The organism is Phenylobacterium sp., from assembly GCF_004299445.1.
Classification (GTDB): Bacteria; Pseudomonadota; Alphaproteobacteria; order Caulobacterales; family Caulobacteraceae; genus Phenylobacterium.
Genome location: NZ_SCTC01000004.1, coordinates 45,764 through 67,924, shown reverse-complemented (window position 1 = coordinate 67,924; position 22,161 = coordinate 45,764). Strand labels below are relative to the sequence as shown.

Here is a 22,161-nt window from a genome sequence, read left to right as displayed (position 1 = left end):
CAGGGGGGCGGCGCTCAACGCCGGCTCGCGACGGAGCCCTCGCGGGCCAGGTCGCGCAGGTCTTCGCGGGTGGGTTCGGCCACCAGGACGATGTCGGTGGCGCGCCGCCACTCGGGCGTGCCGCGGGTCAGCATCTCGCGGGCGCGCATGGCGAACACGCGGGCCTGACGCTTGTCGCCGATGTAGAAGTTGTATTCGGCGGTGGCCAGACGGGCGAGGCCGTCCTCGCCCAGCTTGTCGTGCGCCTCGGCCAGCAGGCGCCAGGCCACGGCGTTGTCTTCTTCCTGGGTCAGGGCGCGCTTCAGCTCGCCCACGCCCTCGAGCACCTTCTTCTTGTCGTCGAGCGCGATCAGGGTCTGGCCCAGGTTGACCCGCAGCAGCGGGGCCTCGGGCTTCAGCTCGACCGACTTGCGCTGGGGCGCCTCAGCCTCTTCGGTCCGGCCGAACTCGAACAGGATCTGCCCCTTGAGCTCCCAGAGGTAGGGGTTGGTCGGCTGCTCCTGCAGAAGCGCGTCCACCAGCTTCAGGGCCCGGTCGGGCTCCTTCAGCTGGTAATAGGCGATGGCCCGGGCGTAGCGCGAAGGATAGTCCTTGGCCTTCTCGTCGTACTTGGTGATCGCGACGCCGGGGTTGAGGAAGCCGTCCAGCTTGGCCTTCATGACGGCGTGCTCGGCCATCGCCTCGGGGCTGTCCTTCTTGTTGTAGTTGGGCTGGACCTCGACCTTGCGGCGCAGGGACTCGATCCGGTCGGACGAGATCGGGTGGCTGCGGAAATAGGCGAAGCGCCGCGCCTCGTCGAAGACCTCCTGGTAGCGGAAGTTGTCGAAGAACTCGGCGAGGCCCTTGCCCGACAGGCCGGCCTTGTCGAGCAGGGCGGCGCCCGCCTGGTCGGCGCGGCCTTCCTGTTCGCGGCTGTAGCCCAGAGCGCCCAGGGTGCCGAAGTAGCTGGCGCTCCCGGCCAGACCCGCCGCCGCCTCGGGCGAGCCCGCGAGCGCGGCCAGGACGCCCAGGCCCATGGTCAGCAGGAAGGGCTTCATGCCCGCCGAGCTCATCTCGCCACGCCGGGCGGAGTGCCCGGCGGCGAGGTGGCCGACTTCGTGGGCGATGACGCCCTGCAGCTCGTTGGGGTCGTCGGACTCCAGGATCAGGCCGGTGTTGAAGCCCATCACCCGCGGACCGGCGAAGGCGTTCAGTTCCTTCGAGCCGATCAGGACGATCTCGACGCTCTTCGCGTCGATGCCCGCCGCCTTCAGGATCGGCTCGGCGTCCCGGGCCAGGATTTCCTCGATCTCGGTGTCACGGATCAACGACTGGGCCGCAGCCGGGCTCGCCGCGATGGCGAAGCCGACGGCGAGCGCCGCCGTCAACGCCAGACGCGAAACCGACCGGAAAGGGGAATTCATGCTCGACACTCTTAAGTCCGACACCCCCCGATCCGGCCGGATGCTAATCCGTTAGCCGCGTCGCCACCACCCTCTGCGCGGCGTCGGCGCGGGGCCGCTGATCTCGGCCGGATCCGGCGCCTTGGGCGTGGGCTCAGGCGCGGGTTCCGGAGTGGGCTCGGGCGCGGCGGGCGCAGCGACCTCGACCACTTCAGCGACCGCTTCCGGCGCAGGCGCCTCGGCGACGGCCTCGGGAGCAGGAGCGGCGGCCTTGCGGCTGCGCGAACGCTTCGGCTTGGTCGGCGGCGCTTCGGCCACGGTCTCGACGACCACGGCTTCGGCCTCAGGCTCGGGCTCGGGCGGCGACGGCAGCTCCGCGGCCGCAGGCGCGGCCTCGGCGGTGTCGGCCACAGCTTCCTCGCCGCGTCCGCGGCCACGGCTGCGGCTGCGGCGGCTGCGCTTGGGCTTTTCCTCGACCTCGGGCAGCTCCACCCAGATGTCGTCCTCGTCCGCGGCGCGGGCCTTCACCTGCGGCGCGACGGCGGCGACCTCGGCCGCGACCGGAGCGGCCTCGGCGCGGGGCTGGTCAGTCGAGGAGGGGGCGATGGGCTTCAGGTCCTCGGCGGGATCGTACCAGACGAAGGGATCGTCGCCGTAGGGCACCCAGGGGCGCACCCACGAGAACGCGTCGACCGGACGGGACTCATCGCGCGACCGGCGACCGCCGCGGCGGCCACGGCGGCGGCGGCGGCTTTCACGGTCCTCGTCGCTCTCGGCGCGGGCCGGGCGAGGCTCGCGATCCCCGCGGGGCTCGCCGGTGCGTTCCGGTCGATCTTCGCCATCGCGGCGACCCCGACGCCGGCGGCGACGGCCGCGACGGGCGCCTTCGTCGTCGTCACGGCCGACCTCCTCGCGCGGATTGCGCGCATGAGCCTGATCGTCGTCGGTATCCTCGCGCTCGAGGTCGTCCTCGTCTTCTTCCTCGTCCTCGTCGACCGCCTCGTCGTCGAAGTCATCGTCGTCGGTCAGCGGCTGGTAGGCCTGGGCCGAGGTGACGGCGGGCGGGACGTGGTCAGGCCGGGTTTCCATCGAGGTGCGCTCGATGACGTGCTCGGCGTGCGACATCTCATCTTCGATGACGACGGTGACGAACAGGCCCAGCGCCGCATGCAGCCGCGCCAGATGCGCGCGCTTCTCGTTGAGGATGTAGAGGCCGACGGCCCGCGGAACCCGCAGGACCGCCTCGCCGCCGCCCTTGAGGGCCTCGATCTCCAGCGCCCGCAGCGAGGCGAGCGCGCTCGACTCGACCGAGCGGACCCGGCCGGTGCCCGCGCAGTGCTCGCAGACGTGGGTGGTGCCCTCCAGGACGCCGGTGCGGCGACGCTGGCGGCTGATCTCCATCAGGCCGAACGGGCTGATCTTGCCCATCTGGACCCGGGCGCGATCGTCCTTCAGCGCGTCCTTCAGCTTCTTCTCAACGGCGCGGTTGTTCTTCGATTCATCCATGTCGATGAAGTCGATGACGATCAGGCCGGCGAGGTCGCGGAGGCGCAGCTGGCGGCAGGCTTCTTCGGCCGCTTCCAGGTTGGTCTTGAGCGCCGTGGCCTCGATGTTGCGCTCACGCGTCGAGCGGCCCGAGTTCACGTCGATGGCGACCAGCGCTTCGGTCTGGTTGATCACCAAGTAGCCGCCGGAGCGCAGCGGCACGGTGGGCGAGTAGATCTGGCTGAGGTGGTCCTCGACCCGGTGCTTGACGAACAGCGGCGTCGGCTCGCGGTAGGCCATCACCTTCTTGGCCTGCGACGGCATCAGCATGCGCATGAAGTCACGCGCTTCCTTGTAGCCGGCCTCGCCCTCGACCCAGACCTCGTCGATGTCCTTGTCATAGAGGTCGCGGATCGTGCGCTTCACGAGGTCTTCTTCCTCGTAGATCAGCGCCGGCGCGATGGAGTGCAGCGTGGTCTCGCGGATGTTCTCCCACAGGCGCAGCAGATAGTCGTAGTCGCGCTTGATCTCGGCCTTGGTGCGCTTGGCGCCGGCGGTGCGTACGATCAGGCCCATGCCCTGCGGCACGGCCAGGCTGGCGACGACGCCCTTCAGGCGCTTGCGGTCGGTGGCGGTGTCGATCTTGCGGCTGATGCCGCCCCCGCGGGCGGTGTTCGGCATCAACACGCCATACCGGCCGGCCAGCGACAGGTAGGTGGTGAGGGCCGCGCCCTTGTTGCCGCGCTCTTCCTTGACGACCTGCACCAGCATGATCTGCCGCCGGCGGATCACTTCCTGGATCTTGTAGCGGCGCATCAGCCGGCGGCGGCGGCGCGCCAGCTCTTCTTCCATCACGTCGTCGTCGTCGTCCGAGCCGAGGGCTTCGGTGTCGTCGTCGTCGTCGCCGTGGGCTTCGGCCTCGGCGTCGCCATTGCGGCTGCCGCGGCGGCCACGGGCGGGACGCTCGTCGTCGTCATGGTCCTCGGCCTCTTCGCGCAGCAGAGCTTCGCGGTCGGCGAGGGGGATCTGGTAGTAGTCGGGGTGGATTTCGTTGAAGGCCAGGAAGCCGTGGCGGTTTCCGCCATACTCGACGAAAGCCGCCTGCAGGGACGGCTCAACGCGCGTCACCTTGGCGAGGTAGATGTTCCCTCGAAGCTGCTTTCTGTTCTGGCTTTCGAAATCGAACTCTTCAACGCGGTTCCCGTCGACGACCACCACACGCGTCTCTTCCGCGTGGGCTGCGTCGATCAACATCGTCTTGGGCATAAGTCTCTCCGCGGCGCGCGGGGGCGTATGAGGCCCGGCGCTGCCGGCAAATGGGACGAGCGCGCGCGTGACCTGCGAGCGCGCCGGAAACGGCGTCTCGGTCGGCCTTGGGGCCAAATGTGGCTCGAGCTGCGCAGCTCATCGGGTGTGTTCCTAGGCCGTGTCCCGAGGGGCGCGGATCGGAGGGGGCGTCGCTGCCGAGTACACGGCCAGAGCCGACGCCGGTTGGTTATGGCGCGTCGCGTTCGGGCCCGATACGGGCGCTCCGGCGCGGCGCGGCCGGACATTGCAACACTGGGCGTCAAAAGGAAAGCCAGTGCTCGCGTTATGGGAGAGAAGAGGCGTGCGGAGCCGCAACACCTCGTTAACCCTTTGTCCACGGGCCGCGCCCCTATATGGCGTCTGCGATCGCTTTCTGCGAATCTTCGTTTTTTCGAGGCTTTAGGACGGTGCGGGGCAACAAGAGCGAGACGGGTCGGACGCGGGGGCGGGCGCTGGTCGCCGGCGCCGTCGTGGCCGTGGGTCTCGCCGCCTTCGCCGTCGGCCACGCCGCGACCGAGAACGTCGGGCTGCTCAAGGTCCGCATGGGCGGAGACGCCCGCGAAACCCGCCTCGTCATCGAGCTCGACGGCGCCGCCAGCGCCAAGGTGCTGTCCGATGGTTCCGCAGACCGGCGGGTGGCCGTACTGCTGAACGGTGTCGACACCGTGGTGGCCCAACAGGGCGCCGGCCGTGGCGTGGTCAAGGCCTGGACGGTCGAAAAGGGGCAGGGCGGGGCGCTGCTCCAGATGGACCTGGCCGGGCCCGCGAAGGTCAAGCGCCGCTTCCTGCTGCCGCCCGCAGACGGCGTCACCAGCTATCGCTATGTCATCGATGTGGCGTCGGCCGTTCCCGTCGCGCCGGGCGCCGTGATGACCTCTGCGCCCAACACCTTCCAGCCGGCGCCGCAGATCCGCGCCCAGTTCCTGCCGGTGAAGAAGCCCGCGCTGCCGCTCAAGAAGGTGGTGGTTATCGACGCCGGCCATGGAGGCCGCGACGCCGGGGCCCAGGGCGTCATGGGCTACGAGAAGGACGTGAATCTCGCCGCCGCCCTGACCCTGGCCGACCAACTGGGCCGCTCGGGCCGATACAAGGTCGTGCTGACCCGTTCCACCGACGTCTACGTGCCGCTGGAGACCCGCGTGCGCGTGGCGCAGCGCGCAAACGCCGATCTGTTCATCTCGCTGCATTCGGACTCGGCGCCCGAGACCAACCTCAAGGGCGCCTCGGTCTACACGCTGTCGGACAAAGCCTCGTCGCGCGCCACCAGGTTCGTCAGCCGCGACGACTGGTTCATGAAGGCCAGCCTGGCCGGCGACCAGGGTGTGCGCGACATCCTTTTCGACCTGACGCAGCGGGCCACGCGCAACCGCTCGGCCGTGTTCGCCCAGACCCTGGTGGCCAACATCGAGGGCAAGGCGCCGATGCTTCGTCGCAGCCACCGCGACGCCGGCTTCATGGTGTTGCTGGCCCCCGACGTGCCCGCCGTGCTGCTCGAGATGGGCTTCGTCAACAACCCCGAGGACGAGGCCCGGCTTCGCGATCCGGCGGCGCGCACCCGGTTGATGCGCGCCGTGGCTCAGGCCATCGACACGCACTTCGGCGAACCGATGAAGGTCGCGTCGCGCTGACGCGGATCGTCGCCCGGCCGTTGGCGCCCGCGGCGACACAGGCTAGACGACAGGTCTAGCGCCAAGAGCCCGATCCCAGTTTTGACGTCCCCCAGCAGTCCGGAACGGCCGAAGCCCGAGCGGGCCAGCCCCCCGCGGTGGTTTGGCATCGCCGGCATTGCGGTGCTGAGCTTCATCGCCGTCGCCGCCGTGGCCATGGGCGTCTACGCGGCCTGGCTGTTCCACGACATGCCCGATGCGGGCGACCTCGTGGACTATCACCCGCCCACCGCCACCCGGGCCTATGCCTGGGACGGCACCCTGATCGGCGAGTTCTCGCGTGAACGCCGCATTTTCGTGCCCTACGAGGCCATTCCGGCCCAGACGGCCCAGGCGTTCCTGGCGGCCGAGGATCACGGCTTCTTCAAGCACGGCGGCGTCGACGTGGGCGGTTTCGGCCGCGCCATGGCCAAGAACGTCATCAACCTGGCCCAGGGCCGGCGGCTGGAGGGCGGTTCGACCATCACCCAGCAGGTCGCCAAGAACATCCTGCTGACCAGCGACCAGACCATCGGACGCAAGCTGAAGGAGGCGATCCTGGCCTCTCAGCTCGAGCAGACGCTCTCAAAGGAGCGGATCCTCGAGCTGTACATGAACGAGATCTGGCTGGGCTATCGGTCGTACGGCGTGGGCGCGGCCGCCTACAACTACTTCGGCAAGTCGCTGAGCGAGCTCACCCTGGCCGAGAGCGCCTATCTGGCCGCGCTGCCCAAGGGCCCGGACAACTACCATCCGATCCGGCGCACGGCGGCCGCCATCGGGCGCCGCAACTGGGTGATCGACCAGATGGCCGACCTGGGGTGGGTGACCCGCGCCGAGGCCGACGCGGCGATGAAGGAGCCGCTGACCGTTCAGCAGGCCCCGTCGCGCTCGCAATACCGCGACGCTGACTACTTCGTGGAGGAGGTGCGCCGCATCGCCCTCAACATGGAAGAGTTGGGCGACGAGCGATTGAACGCCGGCGGTTACTACATGCGCACCACGCTGGACCCGCGCCTGCAGAGCGCGGCCAAGCAGGCGCTGATGAACGGGCTCGAGACGTACGATCGCCGCCATGGCTGGCGCGGCGCCTTCGGCCACGTCACCACCCTCGACGGCTGGGAAGACGTCGCGCGCAAGACCACCAAGCCGCGCGAGCGCCAGGACTGGAAGCGCTCGGTGGTCGTCAGCGTCGCTGGCGGCGCCGTGCGGGTGCGCACGATCGAGGGCGACGAAGGACAGATCGCGGGCCAGGACATCAGCTGGGCGCGGGCCGGTAAGGGCATCGGCGTCGGCGACCTGGTCTTTGTCGAGCCTGCCAAGAACGGGGCACCGTGGCGGCTGAAGCAGGTGCCGGCGGTGAACGGCGCGCTGGTGGCGATGGAGCCCTATTCCGGCCGCGTCGTCTCGATGGTCGGCGGCTACTCGTTCTCCCTGTCCAGCTTCAATCGGGCCACGCAGGCGTTGCGCCAGCCCGGCTCGTCGTTCAAGCCGATCGTCTATGCCGCGGCGCTGGAGAGCGGCTACACGCCGGCCAGCACCGTGATGGACGCGCCGATCACCCTGAAGGGCTTTGGCGGTCAGTCCTGGAGCCCCGAGAACTACAGCCGCGACTACTACGGCGCCCTGACCCTGCGCCGGGGCCTCGAGCTTTCGCGCAATACCATGACCGTGCGCCTGGCCCAGAGCGTCGGCATGACCAAGATCTCGGATCTGGCGATCCGGATGGGCGTGACCAAGAAGATGGACAAGGTCCTGGCGATGGCCCTGGGGTCGGGCGAGACCACGGTCTACCGGATGGCCGGCGCGTACTCGACGTTCGTCAATGGCGGCAAGATGGTGCAGCCTCACCTGATCGAGGTGGTCGAGGACCGCAACGGCAAGGTCATCTGGCGCGCCGATCGCCGCGAGTGCGACCGCTGCACCAGCGGCTTTACCGGCGCCGAGAGCCCGCGAATCCCGCGGGGCGGCGAGCAGGTAATGGACCCCATCACCGCCTATCAGATCACCTCGTTCCTGGAAGGCGTCGTGCTGCGCGGCACCGCCACCCAGGCCTCGTCCATCGGCAAGCCCCTGGGCGGCAAGACGGGCACCACCAACGACTACCGTTCGGCCTGGTTCATGGGCTTCTCGCCGCACCTGGTCGTGGGCGTCTACATCGGCTTCGACGACAACCGCAGCCTGGGGAACAACGAGACCGGCAGCGTCGCCGCCGTGCCGATCTTCACCGAGTTCATGACCGAGGCGCTGAAGGACAAACCGGCCGAGCCGTTCAAGGCGCCGTCGAACGCCAAGTACGCCTCGATCCGGGGCATCCGCGAGGCTTTCCGGCCGGGCACCGAGCCGGCGGCCTCGACCGTGGGGCTGGGCGCAGCCGGGACGCCCTCGGGTCCGCAGCCCTACGACAAGGTGTTCGGCAACGGTCAGGTCACGGGCGCGCCCAATGCTGCGGCGGCGGTCGCGCCGCCCCCGCCGCCGCCGAAGAAGAAGGACGACCTGTCCGACTTGTTCTGAGGTCGCGTGAGCGTCGCTATCGAAACCGCAGAGCTCGCGGAGACACGCAGAGAGAGACCCAGAGCGCATGGCCGCTCCTCGAAACTCTGCGTTCTCGGCGGTTGAACCATGAGGCGCCTAGGGCGGCGAAGATGGCGGCGGGCCGCTTGTGCTGACGGGCAGCGCAGGCTAGAGCCCGCGGCTCACGTTTTGGGAGTCTCTCCATGAGAGCGGATGTCGAGGCCGCCAAGGCCGACATCGAGCAGTCGATCGAACTGCTCAGGAGGCGTCTTTGACTGGGAACCAGCCCTCCGAAAACTCGATGAGCTGAACGCCCGGGTCGAAGACCCGAGCCTGTGGGACCGGCCGTCCGAGGCCCAGGTGGTGAGCCGCGAGCGCTCGCGTCTGGCGGCCCAGGTCGAGGCCGTGAAGTCGCTGGAGCGCGATCTCGCCGACGCCATCGGCTATGCCGAGATGGCCGAGGACGAGGGCGACGAGGACAGCTACGCCGAGGCGATCGGCCAGCTGAAGGCGATCAAGGAACGCGCCAGCCGCGCCGAACTCGAAGCCCTGCTTTCGGGCGAGGCGGACGGCAACGATGCGTTCGTGGAAATCAACTCCGGCGCCGGCGGCACCGAGTCCAACGACTGGGCCGGCATGCTGCTGCGCATGTACACCCGCTGGGCCAACGCCCACGGCATGGAGGTCGACTTCCTGGAAGAGACCTCGGGCGAACAGGCCGGGATCAAGTCGGTCACTCTGCAGATCAAGGGCACGAACGCCTACGGCTGGCTGAAGACCGAGGGCGGGGTCCACCGTCTGGTCCGCATCTCGCCGTTCGACGCCGCCGCCAAGCGCCATACCAGCTTCGCCTCGGTCTGGGTCTATCCGGTGGTGGACGACACCATCGAGATCGAGATCAACCCGTCCGACGTGCGCACCGACACCTACCGCGCCTCGGGCGCGGGCGGCCAGCACGTGAACAAGACCGACTCGGCGGTGCGCCTGACCCACATTCCGACCGGCATCGTCGTGGCGTGCCAGAATCAGCGCTCGCAGCACCAGAACCGCGATCAGGCCTGGAAACAGCTGAAGGCGCGGCTCTACGAAGCCGAACTGGCCAAGCGCGAGGCCGCGGCGCAGGCGGTGGAAGACCAGAAGACCGACATCGGCTGGGGCCACCAGATCCGCAGCTACGTCCTGCAGCCGTACCAGATGGTGAAGGACCTGCGCACCGAGGTGGAAACGAGCGACACGCAAGGCGTGCTCGACGGCGACCTGGACCAGTTCATGGGCGCCGCGCTGGCCCAGCGGGTGGGGGCGACGCGGGAGTAGCTACTCCGCCGCGACGCTCAGTGCGCTCGGGGCTTCCAGCGCCTGCTGGACGGGCGGGACCAGCGCCAGGCTGCGGCCCTCGAAGTGGGCGCCGGCCTCGATGGAGAGTTCGGTGTGGCTGATGTCGCCGTCCACGCGGGCGGTCGACCACAGCTTGACGCGGCGCGCGCAGATCACGCCCGTGACGCGCCCGCGCACCTCGACGGCGTCGGCGTGGATCGCCCCCGAGACGCTCCCCGTCTCGCCGATCACCAGCATGCCCACGCGCAGGTCGCCATCGACCGCGCCGTCCAGGTGCAGGTCGCCGGCGGTTTCGAGATTGCCCGCGATGCGGACGTCTTCGGCGACCAGCGAGGCGGCCGATAGTTTGCGCGGTTGCGACGGCGCTTCCGGAGCGGCGTCCTTAGTCGTTCTGGAGAACATACTGCCCGGCCTTGAGGAAACGGCCCGGGTTCTGGGCCCGACCGTTCACCCATACCTCATAGTGGAGGTGGGTCCCAGTGGATCGCCCGGTCGATCCCATCGCCGCGATGCGCTGGCCGACGCCGATGCGCTGGCCGGGGCTGACGGCGAAGCCGGAGAGGTGGGCGTAGCGGGTCTTCAGGCCGCGGCCGTGATCGATCTCGACGACGTTGCCATAGCCTGAGCGACGGCCGACGTAGGACACTACGCCAGGACCGGTGGCGTAGATCGGCGTGGCGTGGGCGCCCGAGAAGTCCAGCCCCGAGTGATAGGCCGGCCGGCGGGTGAACGGGTCGAAGCGCACGCCGAAGCCGCTGGTCTGCGGGCCGCCGGCGGTGGGTCGGGCCAGCGGCAGGTCGTCGACCGCCTCGGCCAGGGACTCGGCTTCGTTCAGGTCGCGCGCGGCGCGGTGAATCCTGGCGGCGAAGTCCTCATCCACGTCCAGAACCGCGGCCAACGCGCGGGGGTCTTTCGACTCGATCAGCGGGCCGCCCAGCGCCGCGCCGCGGTCGACGAACGCCGATGGCGACAGGCCGGCCATGCGGAAGGCGATGCGCAGCCGGTCGGCGCGGCTCTTGGCGAAGGAGTCGGCGGCTTCGAGCAGCTGCTCCTGGCCGATGCGGACCTGTTCCACCCGGCGAACCGGGCTGGCGTCAGCCTGGGCCAGGGCGCGGGTGATGGCCGGCGTCAGCGCCTCGGCCGCGCCGGGCGCGCCCTTCATGTCGGTGAGCAGCAGGGCCAGCGCCGCGTGCCGCTTTTCCATCGAGGCGGCCATGTCGGTGTTCGAGCCGTTCGCGGCGTTGAGGCGCGCCATGGCGCTGTCCAGTCGCGCCTGGCGGTCGGCGACATAGCGCTCGGACTGGGATTTTAGCTTTGCGATCTCGCGGTCGGCGGACGACGCCGACATCAGATTGACCAGCATCGCGGCCGTGCAGACGCCCATCCAGAGGGCGCTCGCGGCCACGCCGCCAGCCAGGACCATCTGCTTCTTGGTGGTGAGAACGAAGGCCTTCATGGCCCCGCCTGAGCGGACGTAGAGGTGCCGCTCAGGAAATAGCTCTACGAGCGAGCGCCGAAGCTGCGTGAAGCTCTTCTTCATACTGCCGCCGGAGTCCCCATCCCTCGGTGCCCGGGATATGCGATGACTTTTTCCGGGCAGGCAAGGTGGTTAAGGGCCCAATTGACCCCAAAGCGACCAGCGGCCGCAGGTGAATATCGTTTATCGGTTACAGCCAAGCTTCAGAGCGCTTTCGCGGCATCGAGGACCTGTTGCGCGTGGTTGGGCACGCGGACCTTGCGCCAGATCTTCGCGACCTTGCCGTCCCGGATCAGGAAGGTGGAGCGATCAATGCCCATGTACTTGCGGCCGTAGAGGCTCTTTTCGACCCATGAGCCGTACGCCTCGATCACCGCGCCCTCGGGGTCCGACCCCAGCTTGACGCCCAGATCGTACTTGGCGGCGAACTTCTTGTGCGAGGCGACGCTGTCCTTCGACACGCCGACGACGGTGACACCCGCCTTGGCGAACTCGGGAGCCAGCGCGGTGAAGTCCTGGGCTTCCTTGGTGCAGCCCGAGGTGTCGTCCTTGGGGTAGAAATAGAGCACCACCGTCTTTCCGGCGAAGTCGGCCAGGCGCACCGGGCCATCCGGGGTCTCGAGGTTGAAGTCGGGCGCGGCGGCCCCTTCGAAGACATCGGTCATTGCAGAACTCCAGGACCGCGGCCGGAGGGCCGGCCGCGGGGCAGGGGGTTTAGACGGGCTTCACCAGTACGATCTTCTTCTTGCCGGCCGACAGCTTCACCACGCCATCCGCCAGATCGGCCGACGTGATCGCGCGGTTTGCGTCCGGCTCGGCCTTGTCGTTCACACGCAGACCGCCGCCCTGGGCGAGACGACGGGCCTCACCCTTGGAGCCGGCCAATCCGGCCGTGACCGTCAGGTCGGCGAGCTGAACGCCGGCTTCGAGCAACCCGGCCGCCACTTCGACGGTGGGAAGGTCGGCAGAGAGGCCGCCCTGTTCGAAGGCCGCTTGGGCCGCAGCCGCCGCCTTCTCGGCCTCGGCCGCGCCGTGCAGCATCGTGGTGGCGGCGTTGGCCAGCACCTTCTTGGCCTCGTTGATCTCGGCGCCCGGCAGCTTCTCCAGGCGGGCGATCTCGTCGAGCGGCAGGTCGGTGAACAGGCGCATGAAGCGGCCCACGTCGGCGTCCTCGGTGTTCCGCCAGAACTGCCAGTAGTCGTAGGGGCTGCGCATGTCGGCGTTCAGCCACACGGCCCCGCCCACCGTCTTGCCCATCTTCTGGCCCGACGCGGTCGACAGCAGCGGCGTGGTCAGGCCGAATGAGGGCTTGCCCTCGACGCGGCGGATCAGCTCCACGCCGTTGACGATGTTGCCCCACTGGTCCGAGCCGCCCATCTGCAGCACGCAGCCGAACTTGCGGGCCAGTTCCAGGAAGTCCACCGACTGCATCAGCATGTAGTTGAACTCGAGGAACGTCATCGGCTGCTCGCGCTCAAGCCGGGCCTTGACGCTGTCGAACGCCAGCATGCGGTTGACGGTGAAGTGCACGCCGTAGTCGCGCAGGAACTCGACGTAGCCGAACTTCGACAGCCACGCGTCGTTGTCGACCATCACCGCGTCGGTGGGGCCGTCGCCGAAACGGAGGAACTTCGCGAACACCGTCTTGATCGAGGCGATGTTGGCCTGGATCTGGGCTTCGGTGAGCAGGGGGCGCGACTGGTCCTTGTCGGTCGGGTCGCCGATCTTGGTGGTGCCGCCGCCCATCAGCACGATCGGCTTGTGACCGGTCTCCTGCAGGCGCTTCAACATCATGATCTGGATCAGAGAGCCCACGTGCAGCGACGGCGCCGTGGCGTCGAACCCGATGTAGGCGGTGACGACGCCGTTCGCGGCCAGTTCGTCCAACTCGGCCGGATGGGTGATCTGATGAATGTAGCCGCGCTCCTGCAGAACCTTCAGGAAATCGGACTTGAACGCGGTATCGGTCATCGCAGTTGGAATCTCATGGTCGGCCGCTTCAGGGCCAGGCGCGGGGCGCTCTAGCACAGCGAGGGACGCAATATCGAGGGACATGGCAGGCTCCGGGTGACTTGAGGGAGGCCGGCGGTCTTCGATTTGGGGAAGGAGCGCCGGCCGGAGGGGCAGGCGCGTGTGATCGGACGCCTGCTAGAGGGGCAGGCGGTAATAGCGGCCAGTGCGGGCGGCAGGTCCGATCATCGCGGGCTAGCTAGCGGTTCGCGGACATGGCAGTCAAGTTGGCCATGCTCGTGCTGGGATTCATGACGGGGACGTCGCTCGACGCGGTCGACATGGCCGTGCTCGACACCGACGGCGAGACGATTTTCGAGTTCGGACCGGCCGGCGAACGCAAGCTGACCGACGCCACGCGCGACGTCGTGATGGCCGCCACCCGCCAGGCGCTGGCCTGGGAGCGCGGCGCGCCCGAGCCGCCGATCTTCCATCACGCGGCCGAAATGGTGGCCGAGGAGCATTTCGCGGCCGCCGAGGCCTTCCTGCAGGAGAGCGGGCTGGCCTGGCCCGACCTCGACCTCGTGGCCATGCACGGCCAGACCGTGCTGCATGAGCGACCCCGGGACGGCGTCGTCGGTCGCACGGTGCAACTGGGCGACGCCGGGCTGCTGGCCAAGCTCTGCGGCCGGCCTGTGGCCTGCGATTTCCGAACGGCCGACGTGGCGGCGGGCGGTGAGGGCGCGCCCCTCGCGGCCGCCTATCACGTGGCGCGGGCCAGGCACTCGAAACTGGCGCCGCCGCTGGCGGTGCTGAACATCGGCGGCGTGGCCAACTTGACCTGGTGGGCCGGCGGCGACGACTTCACCGCCTTCGATACAGGCCCTGGCAACGGCATGCTCGACCTGCTGGTCCAGGCGCGCGGGGCCGGGCGATACGACGCCGGCGGCAAGTACGCCAGCGTGGGGCGCGCCGACGAGGGCGTGGTCCGCGCGCTGCTGGCGCATCCCTATTTCCAGGGGCCGCCGCCGAAGTCGCTGGACCGGCACGACTTCTCCTTGGAGCCGCTGGAGGCGCTGCAGCTCGAGGACGCCGCGGCCACCTTGGTCGCCTTCACGGCCGAGGCGGTGAGGCTGGGTGTTGAGGCGCTGGGCGCACAGCCGAACGAGGTGATCGTCACCGGCGGCGGTCGCCACAATCCCGAGATCATGCAGGCGCTGGCCGAGCGCCTGTCGGCCCCCGTGCGGCCGGCCGAAGACCATGGCTGGCGCGGCGACGCCCTCGAGGCCGAGGCTTTCGCCTTCCTGGGCGCCCGTGTGAAGCGCGGCCTTCCGATCACCTTCCCGAACACCACCGGCGTGGCCAGCCCCACGACCGGCGGGCGCATCATCAGACCTTGAGGGGCAAGACCATGGGCAAGCGAATGTGGATGGCGGCGGTCGCCGTCGTAGCGATGGCCGCTGCGGCGCCCGCGGGCGCGCAGTCGTTCGACAAGCCCGTGTTCGACGCGGCCAAGGCGCTGCAGCCCAAGGTCGTCGCGTGGCGGCGCGATATCCACGAGCACCCCGAGTTGGGCAACAGCGAGGTGCGGACCGCAAAGCTGGTCGCCGACCACCTGCGCAGCCTGGGGATCGAGGTGCGCACCGGTGTCGCCAAGACTGGCGTTGTGGGCGTCCTGAAGGGCGGCAAGCCCGGCGGCGTGGTGGCCCTTCGCGCCGACATGGACGGGCTGCCGGTGAAGGAGGACACGGGCGTCCCCTTCGCCTCCAAGGTCACCGCGACCTACAACGGCGCGACCGTCTCGGTGGCGCACGCCTGCGGCCATGACGCGCACGTCGCGATTCTGATGGGCGCGGCCGAAGTGCTCGCCAAGATGAAGGACCAGATCCCCGGGACAGTGGTCTTCCTCTTCCAGCCCGCCGAGGAGGGCCCGCCGGTCGGCGAGGAGGGCGGCGCCCCGCTGATGATCAAGGAGGGCGCCCTCGACAATCCGAAAGTCGACGCCGTCTTCGGCCTGCACGTGGTGCCCGGCGAGCCGGGCTCCCTCATGTGGCGGCCGGGCCCGATGATGGCGGCGTCGGACCGCTGGCAGATCAAGCTGAAGGGCCGGCAGACCCACGGCGCCAATCCCTGGTCCGGCATCGACATCGCCTCGATGCAGGCTGAGATCGTGCTGGCCTTCAACCAGATCGCCGCGCGCCAGATCAACGTCACGCGCACGCCCACCATCCTGACGGTGGCCACGGTGCACGGCGGAGTCCGCTACAACATCATTCCTGACGACTTTGAGCTGTCGGGAACGCTGCGCACCTTCGATCCCGAGCTGCGCAAGGACATCATCGCCCGCGCCGAGAAGGCCGTGGAGAGCATCGCCGCCCGCTACGGCGGCTCGGGCCGGATGGAATGGGGCAATCCCAATCCGGTGACCAGCAACGACCCGGCGCTGACGGCGAAGATGAAGCCTACCCTCAGCCGCGCAGCCAAGGGCCGGATCAAGGACGACATCGACTTCATCACCGGCGCCGAGGACTTCTCGTACTACCAGTTGAAGGTCCCGGGCGTGTTCTACGATCTTGGCATCGGCTTCCCCAAGGGCGTGAACCACTCGCCGTTCTTCAATGTGATGGACGAAGGCGCCCTGGAGGTCGGTGTCCGGGCCCAGGCCCTGACCGCGCTGGACTACCTCGCCAGCCGCAAGAGGTGATTTCCCTCCCCTTCATGGGGAGGGACAGACCGCGCGGCGGTCAGGGTGGGGAAGTGGAGGCCGGAGTGCTGATGTTGGGGAGGATCGTGACTTGCCCACCCGTCTCGGCTTCGCCTCGCCACCCTCCCCATGAAGGGGAGGGAAAAGTGACCCAAGGTCATACTTGTCGGTCAAACGGATGTTCGGCACGCTGAACGCCGATAATGAATGCGGGAGGACGCTATGGCCGACGACAAGCCGGAGATCTCGGGCGCTGACGACCTGGGCTTCGATCCGAAGGCGCTCCTCGAGAAGTATCGCGCCGAACGGGACCGCCGGGTCCGTAGCGAAGGCAACGAGCAGTACGTCGAGATCGCCGGGCAGTTCGCGCACTACCTGGAAGACCCCTACGTCGCGAAGATCGAGCGCGCCCCCATCACCGACGATACTGAGGTGGTGATCATCGGCGGCGGGTTCGGCGGGCTCCTGGCCGGCGCGCGGCTGCGCGAGGCCGGCGTGCAAGACCTGCGTGTGATCGAGAAGGGCGGCGATTTCGGCGGCACCTGGTACTGGAACCGCTATCCTGGCGCGGCCTGCGACATCGAGAGCTACGTCTACCTGCCGCTGCTGGAAGAAGTGGGCTTCATGCCCGAGCGGAAGTACTCCCGCGCGCCCGAGATCATGCAGTACAGCCGCAAGATCGCCGAGAAGTACGACCTCTATCGCAACGCCTGTCTCCAGACCGAGGTGAAGGCCGTCCGCTGGGACGCCGATGCGGCGCGCTGGATCATCGAGACCAACCGCGGCGACGCCATGAAGGCGAAGTTCGTGATCATGGCCAACGGCCCGCTGCACCGGCCCAAGCTGCCGGGCATCCCGGGTGTCGAGAGCTTCAAGCGCCACAGCTTCCACACCAGCCGCTGGGACTACGACTACACCGGCGGCGACTCGCTGGGCGGTCTGGTCAACCTGAAGGACAAGCGGGTTGGCATCATCGGCACCGGCGCGACCGCCGTTCAGTGCGTGCCGCACCTGGGTGAATGGGCCAAGGAACTCTACGTCTTCCAGCGCACGCCGTCGTCGATCGACGTGCGCAACGATCGTCCCACCGACCCCAACTGGGCCGCCAGCCTGCAGCCGGGCTGGCATCAGCACCGGATGGACAACTTCAACATCCTGGTGTCGGGCGGTTTCGCCGAAGAGGACCTGGTCAACGACGGCTGGACCGACATCATCGGCAACATCCTGCTGCTAGCGCGCCGCAAGGCCGAGCGGGGCGAGCCGGTGGACAACCCGGCGGCCCTGATGCAACTGGCCGACTTTAAGAAGATGGAGCAGGTCCGCGCCCGCGTGGACCAGGAGGTCAAGGACCCTGCCGTCGCCGAGGCGCTGAAGCCCTGGTACAACCAGTTCTGCAAGCGGCCGTGCTTCCACGACGAGTATCTGGCGACGTTCAATCGCCCGAACGTCCACCTCGTCGACACGCAGGGTCGTGGCGTCGACCGGATCACCGAAACCGGGATCGTGGCCAACGGCCAGGAGTTCGAAGTCGACTGCCTGATCTACGCCACCGGCTTCGAGGTGGGCACCGACTACGCCCGCCGCGCGGGCTATCAGGTCTACGGCAAGGATGGGCAGACCCTGTCGGGCAAGTGGGCGAACGGCATGGAGACCTTCCATGGCTTCCACGTTCGCGGTTTCCCCAACCTGTTCGTCGTCTCGACCGGACAGTCCGGCTTCTCGGCCAATTTCCCGCACATGCTGAACGAGCAGTCCCAGCACCTGGCCTACATCGTTCGCCATGCCCTGGATCGCCAGGTTCGGACCCTGGAGGCGTCGGCAGAGGCCGAGAGCGCCTGGGTCGACACGATCGTGAAGCTGTCGGTGATGCGCGACGCGTTCCTGAAGGAATGCACCCCCGGATATTACAACAACGAGGGGAAGGTCGAGCTGATGAACAAGAAGAACACCTCGTACGGCGCGGGCCCGGTGGCCTTCGCCAAGGTGCTCGAGGATTGGCGCGCCGAAGGCTCGCTAAAGGGGCTCGAACTCAACACCTAAAGCCCAGCTTGCGCATGGACGCCCGTGACCGGGCGTGCTGACATGCAGGCATGGGGGATGTACCGGCGGGGACGAGGCGTCGAGGCCTGCTCGACGTGGTCGAGCGGGTCGGCAATGCGTTGCCGGATCCGGTCTTTATCTTCATCGGGCTGATCGTCGCCCTCGCGGCCGTCTCAGCCCTCGGCGCGGCGCAGGGATGGTCGGCGGTCAACCCCGCCACCGGCGAGACGCTGGTCGCGCAGAGCCTCTTCAGCGCCGCGAACATCGAGCGCCTTTTTGTCGAGATGCCACGGACCTACACCGGGTTCGCGCCGTTCGGGATCGCGCTGACCATCATGCTGGGCGCGACCGTGGCCGAGCGGAGCGGGCTGATGGCCGCGTTGATCCGCGCCAGCCTGCTCGGGGTCAGTCGGCCCGTGCTCGTTCCGGTCATCTTCCTGGTCGGCTGCATGACCTGCCACACGGTGGATGCGGGCTTCCTGGTCTATGTGCCGCTGGCCGGCCTGGTGTTCGCCGCCGCCGGACGCCATCCGGTGCTGGGCCTGCTGGTGGGTTTCGCGGGCGTCGCCGTGGGCCTGGCGGGCAACCTGTTGCCGGGACAGGTCGACGTGCTGCTGCTCACCATCACCGAGGTCGGCGCGCGTCTCCTCGTGCCCGACTACACGATGAACCCTCTGGGCAACTGGTGGTTCGCCGCGGTCCTGACGCTGATCTGCACGGGCCTGGTCTGGATTGTGGGCGAGCGGGTGATGGCTCCGCGCCTGGGCGAATGGACGGGGGAGGGTGAGCAGTTGAGCGCCGGCCCGCTCGCGCCGGACGAACGCCGCGGCCTGATCGCGGCCGGCCTCGCGGCTCTGGCTGTGGTCGGCCTCATGGTGAGCCTTGCCGTCTGGCCCGGCTTTACGCCGCTCTATGACGAAAACGCCGCGGGATCGGCCCGGATGACGCCGCTGTTCCGCAGTCTGGCGGGCGGACTGGCGCTGCTGTTTTTCGCGACTGGCTGGGCCTACGGGACCGCCGTCGGGGCGATCCGCTCGCACCGGGACGTGGTCACATCGATGGTGGAGGGGCTCGAGCCGCTGTTGCCCTACATCGTGCTGATGTTCTTTGCGGCGCACTTCGTCGCCATGTTCGGCTGGTCCAATCTCGGGCCCATCACCGCGATCCGCGGCGCCGAACAGCTTCGTGCGCTCAACGCGCCGCCGATGCTGCTGCTGCCGATCCTCACGACCATGTCGGCCTGGCTGGACTTCCTGATCGCGTCGGCGTCGGCGAAGTGGAGCGCGGTGGCGCCGGTGGTCGTGCCGATGCTGATGCTGCTGGACGTCTCGCCCGAGATGACCACCGCCGCCTACCGGATCGGCGACGTGGTGACGAACCTGATCTCGCCGATGAACCCCTACTTCGTCCTCACCCTGACGTTCTGCCGCCGCTGGGTTCCGGGCTTCGGGCAGGGGACGATGCTGGCGCTAATGCTGCCGCTGGCCGCGTCATTCTACATCGGCGGCATGGCGCTCACCGCCGCCTGGGTGGCGCTCGACCTGCCGGTGGGTCCGGGCGCATCGGTCGGCTACAGTCTGCCGCAGCGCTGAGCCTGCACGAAATCTGCACATGATCAGCTTCGCCTCAGCGCGCCAGTCACCTATTGCCGACACCGCCTGGGCCTGAAAGTCGCCTCGAACAGGGGACTTCCGCGGATGCGCGCGCGACGGCCGATACTCTGGACGATGGCGGTGGCCGCTGACGCGACGGGCGCCTGTTCGCAACCCTTCCATTGACCCCAGCTGCGAACCCCGGAACATGACCTTCATGCCTCAGGTCCTCGTCGTCGACGACGATCCCCATATCCGCCAGCTCCTGGTTTTTGCGCTGGAGAAGGCCGGCCTCAGCGCCCGCGAGGCCGAGGACGGGGAGGCGGCGCTGAGCGCCGTCGCCGAGCTGGCCCCCGACCTCGTGGTCCTCGACATCAACATGCCCAAGCTGGACGGACTGGAGGTCTGCCGGCGGCTGCGCGCAAAGGGTGATCTGCCGATCCTGTTCCTGTCGTCGCGCGACGACGAGATCGACCGGGTGCTGGGGATCGAACTGGGCGGCGACGACTATGTCGTGAAGCCCTTCAGCCCGCGCGAGGTGGTGGCGCGGGTCCAGGCCATCCTGCGGCGCGCCCGGGCGTCCAAGCCCGCCGAGCCCGCCGCCGCGGCGCTCACTCATGGCCGCCTCACGCTGGACGGCGACAGCTGGATCGCCCGCTGGTCGGGCGTCGAGGTCCCGCTGACCGTGACTGAGTTCGGCATCCTCAAGATCCTGATGAGCGGGCCCTCCCGGGTGTTCAGCCGCGATGCGATCATCGACCGGCTGCACGGCCCCGGGTTTGCGATCACTGACCGCACCATCGATAGCCACGTCCGCAACCTGCGAGGCAAGTTCGCCGCGCTTGGCGGCCACGACGTCGTCGAGACCCGCGCGGGGGTCGGCTACCGCCTGGGGCCCTGCCAGGGGCAGCCCGCGCCGCCGACCAACTGAAGCGCGTGATCGAGCGGCTCAAGGACCTGATCGCGCCGTTCTGGCCGAAGCTGCGCCTGCAGGTGATCCTGTTCGGCGTCCTGCTCTTTGCCGCCGTGATGCCGGCGATCGGGGCCATCGCGCTGCGGGTTTTCGAGAACACCCTGGTGCGCCAGACCGAGGCTGAGCTGGTCGCGCAGGGCGCCGCGCTGGCCGCGGTCGCCTCGGTGGAGTGGCCGGGTGCGCCGCCGCCGGTCCCGCGCCCGGTGAAGCCGCCCGATGGTTACTACCGGCCCGAGTTCACCACGATCGACCTCAGCCGCGGGCCGGTGCTGGGTGAGCGCCCGCCGCCCCGCCCTGCGCGCCGGGCGCCCGATCCGGACGCCCTGGTGGTTGCGCGCCGGATCACGCCCATCATCGACCGCACCACGCGCACGACCCTGGCCTCGGTGATCATGCTGGACCGGCAGGGAATCGCCGTGGCCGGGCCGGGGCGAGGGGGCGATTTCTCGCGACTGCCCGAGGTGCAGACGGCGCTGACGGGGCGTCCGCGCACCGTGTTGCGCGTCAATGGCGACTACCGCCCGGTGGCCAGCTTCGAGTGGCTGAGCAAGGCCTCTGGCATCCGGCTGCACCACGCGCGGCCCATCGTCGTCGCGGGACGGACGCAGGGCGTACTGCTGCTCTCGCGCTCGCCCCGCGCGCTGTTCCGGGGGCTGTATGAGGATCGCGGGAAGTACGCCCTGGCCGGCGCGGTGATCCTCGGCATGGTGATGATCATGGCAGGCCTCATCGCGCGCGGCGTGACCGGGCCGATCCTGACGCTCAGCGCCGCCACGCGCCGGGTGGCCCAGGGCGACGGCCGCATACCCCGCACGCCGCGCACCGCCGCCATCGAGATCCGCGATCTTTACGCCGACTTCCGGGTGATGGCCGAGGCGATCGACCGGCGCTCGGGCTATCTGCGCGACTTCGCCGCCGCCGTGAGCCACGAGTTCAAGACGCCGCTGGCGGGGATCACCGGAGCGGTCGAGCTGTTGCAGGACCACTACGAGACCATGTCGCCGGATGAGCGGCAGCGGTTCCTGGACAACATCGCCGGCGACTCCGAGCGGCTGTCGCAGCTGGTGACCCGCCTGCTGGACCTGGCCCGGGCCGACATGGCCACGCCGGAAGCGGGCGTCGCCACAGACCTGGCCGAGCCGATCCGTCGCGCGGTCGATGGCCAGACCCGGCCCGACTTCGCGGTCGAGGTGCAGGCGCCGCGCGACGTGCCGCCGGTAGCGGCCCCGGCCACCACGATCGAGAGCGTGCTTACGATCCTCCTGCAGAATGCCCGTCAGGCGGGCGCGACCCGTGCCTGGCTCACCAGCGCGCTGGAGGGCGACGAGGTCGTTCTGACCGTGTCCGACAACGGCCCAGGTGTGCCCGAGGCCGATCGCGAGCGCCTGTTCGAACCGTTCTTCACCAGCCGCAGGGCCTCGGGCGGCACCGGTCTGGGCCTGCCGATCGCCCGGTCGCTGCTGCAGGCCAGCCTGGGGCGCGTTGAGCTGGTTGATGCCGGCGCAGGGGCGGCCTTCCGGGTCAGCCTGCCTAGGGCAGAGCGCTAGCGTCTGCACGAAATCTCGACACAGGCCGCCGGACCGGCTGCATGGCCGGGCGGCATGATGGTCGAATGGACAGGCCGCTTCTCCCCACCCCAGACGGTCTCCGCCTCGCTCTAGAAGGCGAGGCCTGGTCCTGGCGGCTGACCACTCCAGAGGGCGCGAGCGTTGCGGGCCTTGCCCCCGACCCCAATGCAGCGCGCCGGTCAGCCGC

The 22,161-nt window shown here is 68.9% G+C and carries 15 protein-coding genes; 9 read left to right on the top strand and 6 right to left on the bottom strand.

Annotated elements, in window-relative coordinates:
- Window positions 1-14: 14 nt before the first annotated feature.
- The gene (locus EPN98_RS02135) at window positions 15-1,403 is read right to left on the bottom strand and encodes a M48 family metalloprotease (RefSeq protein WP_293359637.1); all 1,389 of its coding nucleotides are present in this window, start codon (window positions 1,401-1,403) and stop codon (window positions 15-17) included.
- A gap of 51 nt (window positions 1,404-1,454) precedes the next feature.
- Window positions 1,455-4,133 carry a ribonuclease E/G gene (locus tag EPN98_RS02130; protein ID WP_293359635.1) on the bottom strand — a complete coding sequence of 893 codons (2,679 nt, stop codon included), beginning with the start codon at window positions 4,131-4,133 and terminating at the stop codon, window positions 1,455-1,457.
- A gap of 449 nt (window positions 4,134-4,582) precedes the next feature.
- Between EPN98_RS02130 and EPN98_RS02125 the strand changes: the two genes are divergently transcribed.
- From EPN98_RS02125 to prfB, 3 genes are all read left to right on the top strand, one after another.
- Window positions 4,583-5,803, top strand: a complete 1,221-nt coding sequence (locus tag EPN98_RS02125; protein ID WP_293359633.1) for an N-acetylmuramoyl-L-alanine amidase — start codon at window positions 4,583-4,585, stop codon at window positions 5,801-5,803.
- A gap of 81 nt (window positions 5,804-5,884) precedes the next feature.
- Entirely contained in the window at window positions 5,885-8,335 is a 2,451-nt protein-coding gene (locus EPN98_RS02120) for a penicillin-binding protein 1A (protein WP_366558449.1), read from the top strand.
- 203 nt (window positions 8,336-8,538) lie between these two features.
- Window positions 8,539-9,649, top strand: a protein-coding gene (prfB, locus tag EPN98_RS02115; protein WP_293359631.1) for a peptide chain release factor 2 whose coding sequence is annotated in 2 segments (ribosomal slippage) — window positions 8,539-8,607 and window positions 8,609-9,649 — 1,110 coding nt in all. Because the reading frame shifts where the segments join, the coding sequence is not laid out codon by codon here.
- On the opposite strand, the gene EPN98_RS02110 is transcribed toward prfB, so the two are convergent.
- From EPN98_RS02110 to tyrS, 4 genes are all read right to left on the bottom strand, one after another.
- Window positions 9,650-10,072 (bottom strand): polymer-forming cytoskeletal protein, encoded by a 423-nt coding sequence (locus tag EPN98_RS02110; protein WP_293359628.1) that lies wholly within the window; start codon window positions 10,070-10,072, stop codon window positions 9,650-9,652.
- Complete coding sequence (locus EPN98_RS02105) at window positions 10,053-11,210, bottom strand: M23 family metallopeptidase (RefSeq protein WP_293359625.1); 1,158 nt, start codon at window positions 11,208-11,210, stop codon at window positions 10,053-10,055. Before EPN98_RS02105 ends, EPN98_RS02110 begins: the two co-directional genes overlap by 20 nt.
- A 140-nt stretch (window positions 11,211-11,350) precedes the next feature.
- On the bottom strand, window positions 11,351-11,812 hold the full coding sequence (locus EPN98_RS02100) for a peroxiredoxin (protein WP_293359622.1): 462 nt from the start codon (window positions 11,810-11,812) through the stop codon (window positions 11,351-11,353).
- A gap of 49 nt (window positions 11,813-11,861) precedes the next feature.
- The gene (gene tyrS, locus EPN98_RS02095) at window positions 11,862-13,118 is read right to left on the bottom strand and encodes a tyrosine--tRNA ligase (protein WP_293359619.1); all 1,257 of its coding nucleotides are present in this window, start codon (window positions 13,116-13,118) and stop codon (window positions 11,862-11,864) included.
- A gap of 254 nt (window positions 13,119-13,372) precedes the next feature.
- Between tyrS and EPN98_RS02090 the strand changes: the two genes are divergently transcribed.
- The 6 genes from EPN98_RS02090 to EPN98_RS02065 all read left to right on the top strand — a co-directional run bounded on the left by EPN98_RS02090 (window position 13,373) and on the right by EPN98_RS02065 (window position 21,953).
- Window positions 13,373-14,497, top strand: coding sequence for an anhydro-N-acetylmuramic acid kinase (locus tag EPN98_RS02090; RefSeq protein WP_293359616.1), 1,125 nt, complete (start codon window positions 13,373-13,375; stop codon window positions 14,495-14,497).
- Between the two features lie 11 nt (window positions 14,498-14,508).
- A complete protein-coding gene (locus tag EPN98_RS02085) occupies window positions 14,509-15,801 on the top strand; it encodes an amidohydrolase (RefSeq protein ID WP_293359613.1) in 1,293 nt (430 codons plus the stop codon).
- Between the two features lie 222 nt (window positions 15,802-16,023).
- Window positions 16,024-17,841, top strand: a complete 1,818-nt coding sequence (locus EPN98_RS02080; RefSeq protein WP_293359610.1) for an NAD(P)/FAD-dependent oxidoreductase — start codon at window positions 16,024-16,026, stop codon at window positions 17,839-17,841.
- Window positions 17,842-17,891: 50 nt separating this feature from the next.
- Window positions 17,892-19,433 (top strand): AbgT family transporter, encoded by a 1,542-nt coding sequence (locus EPN98_RS02075; protein ID WP_293359607.1) that lies wholly within the window; start codon window positions 17,892-17,894, stop codon window positions 19,431-19,433.
- 208 nt (window positions 19,434-19,641) lie between these two features.
- Window positions 19,642-20,364 carry a response regulator transcription factor gene (locus EPN98_RS02070; RefSeq protein ID WP_293359604.1) on the top strand — a complete coding sequence of 241 codons (723 nt, stop codon included), beginning with the start codon at window positions 19,642-19,644 and terminating at the stop codon, window positions 20,362-20,364.
- 5 nt (window positions 20,365-20,369) lie between these two features.
- The gene (locus EPN98_RS02065) at window positions 20,370-21,953 is read left to right on the top strand and encodes a HAMP domain-containing sensor histidine kinase (RefSeq protein WP_293359601.1); all 1,584 of its coding nucleotides are present in this window, start codon (window positions 20,370-20,372) and stop codon (window positions 21,951-21,953) included.
- Window positions 21,954-22,161: the final 208 nt, after the last annotated feature.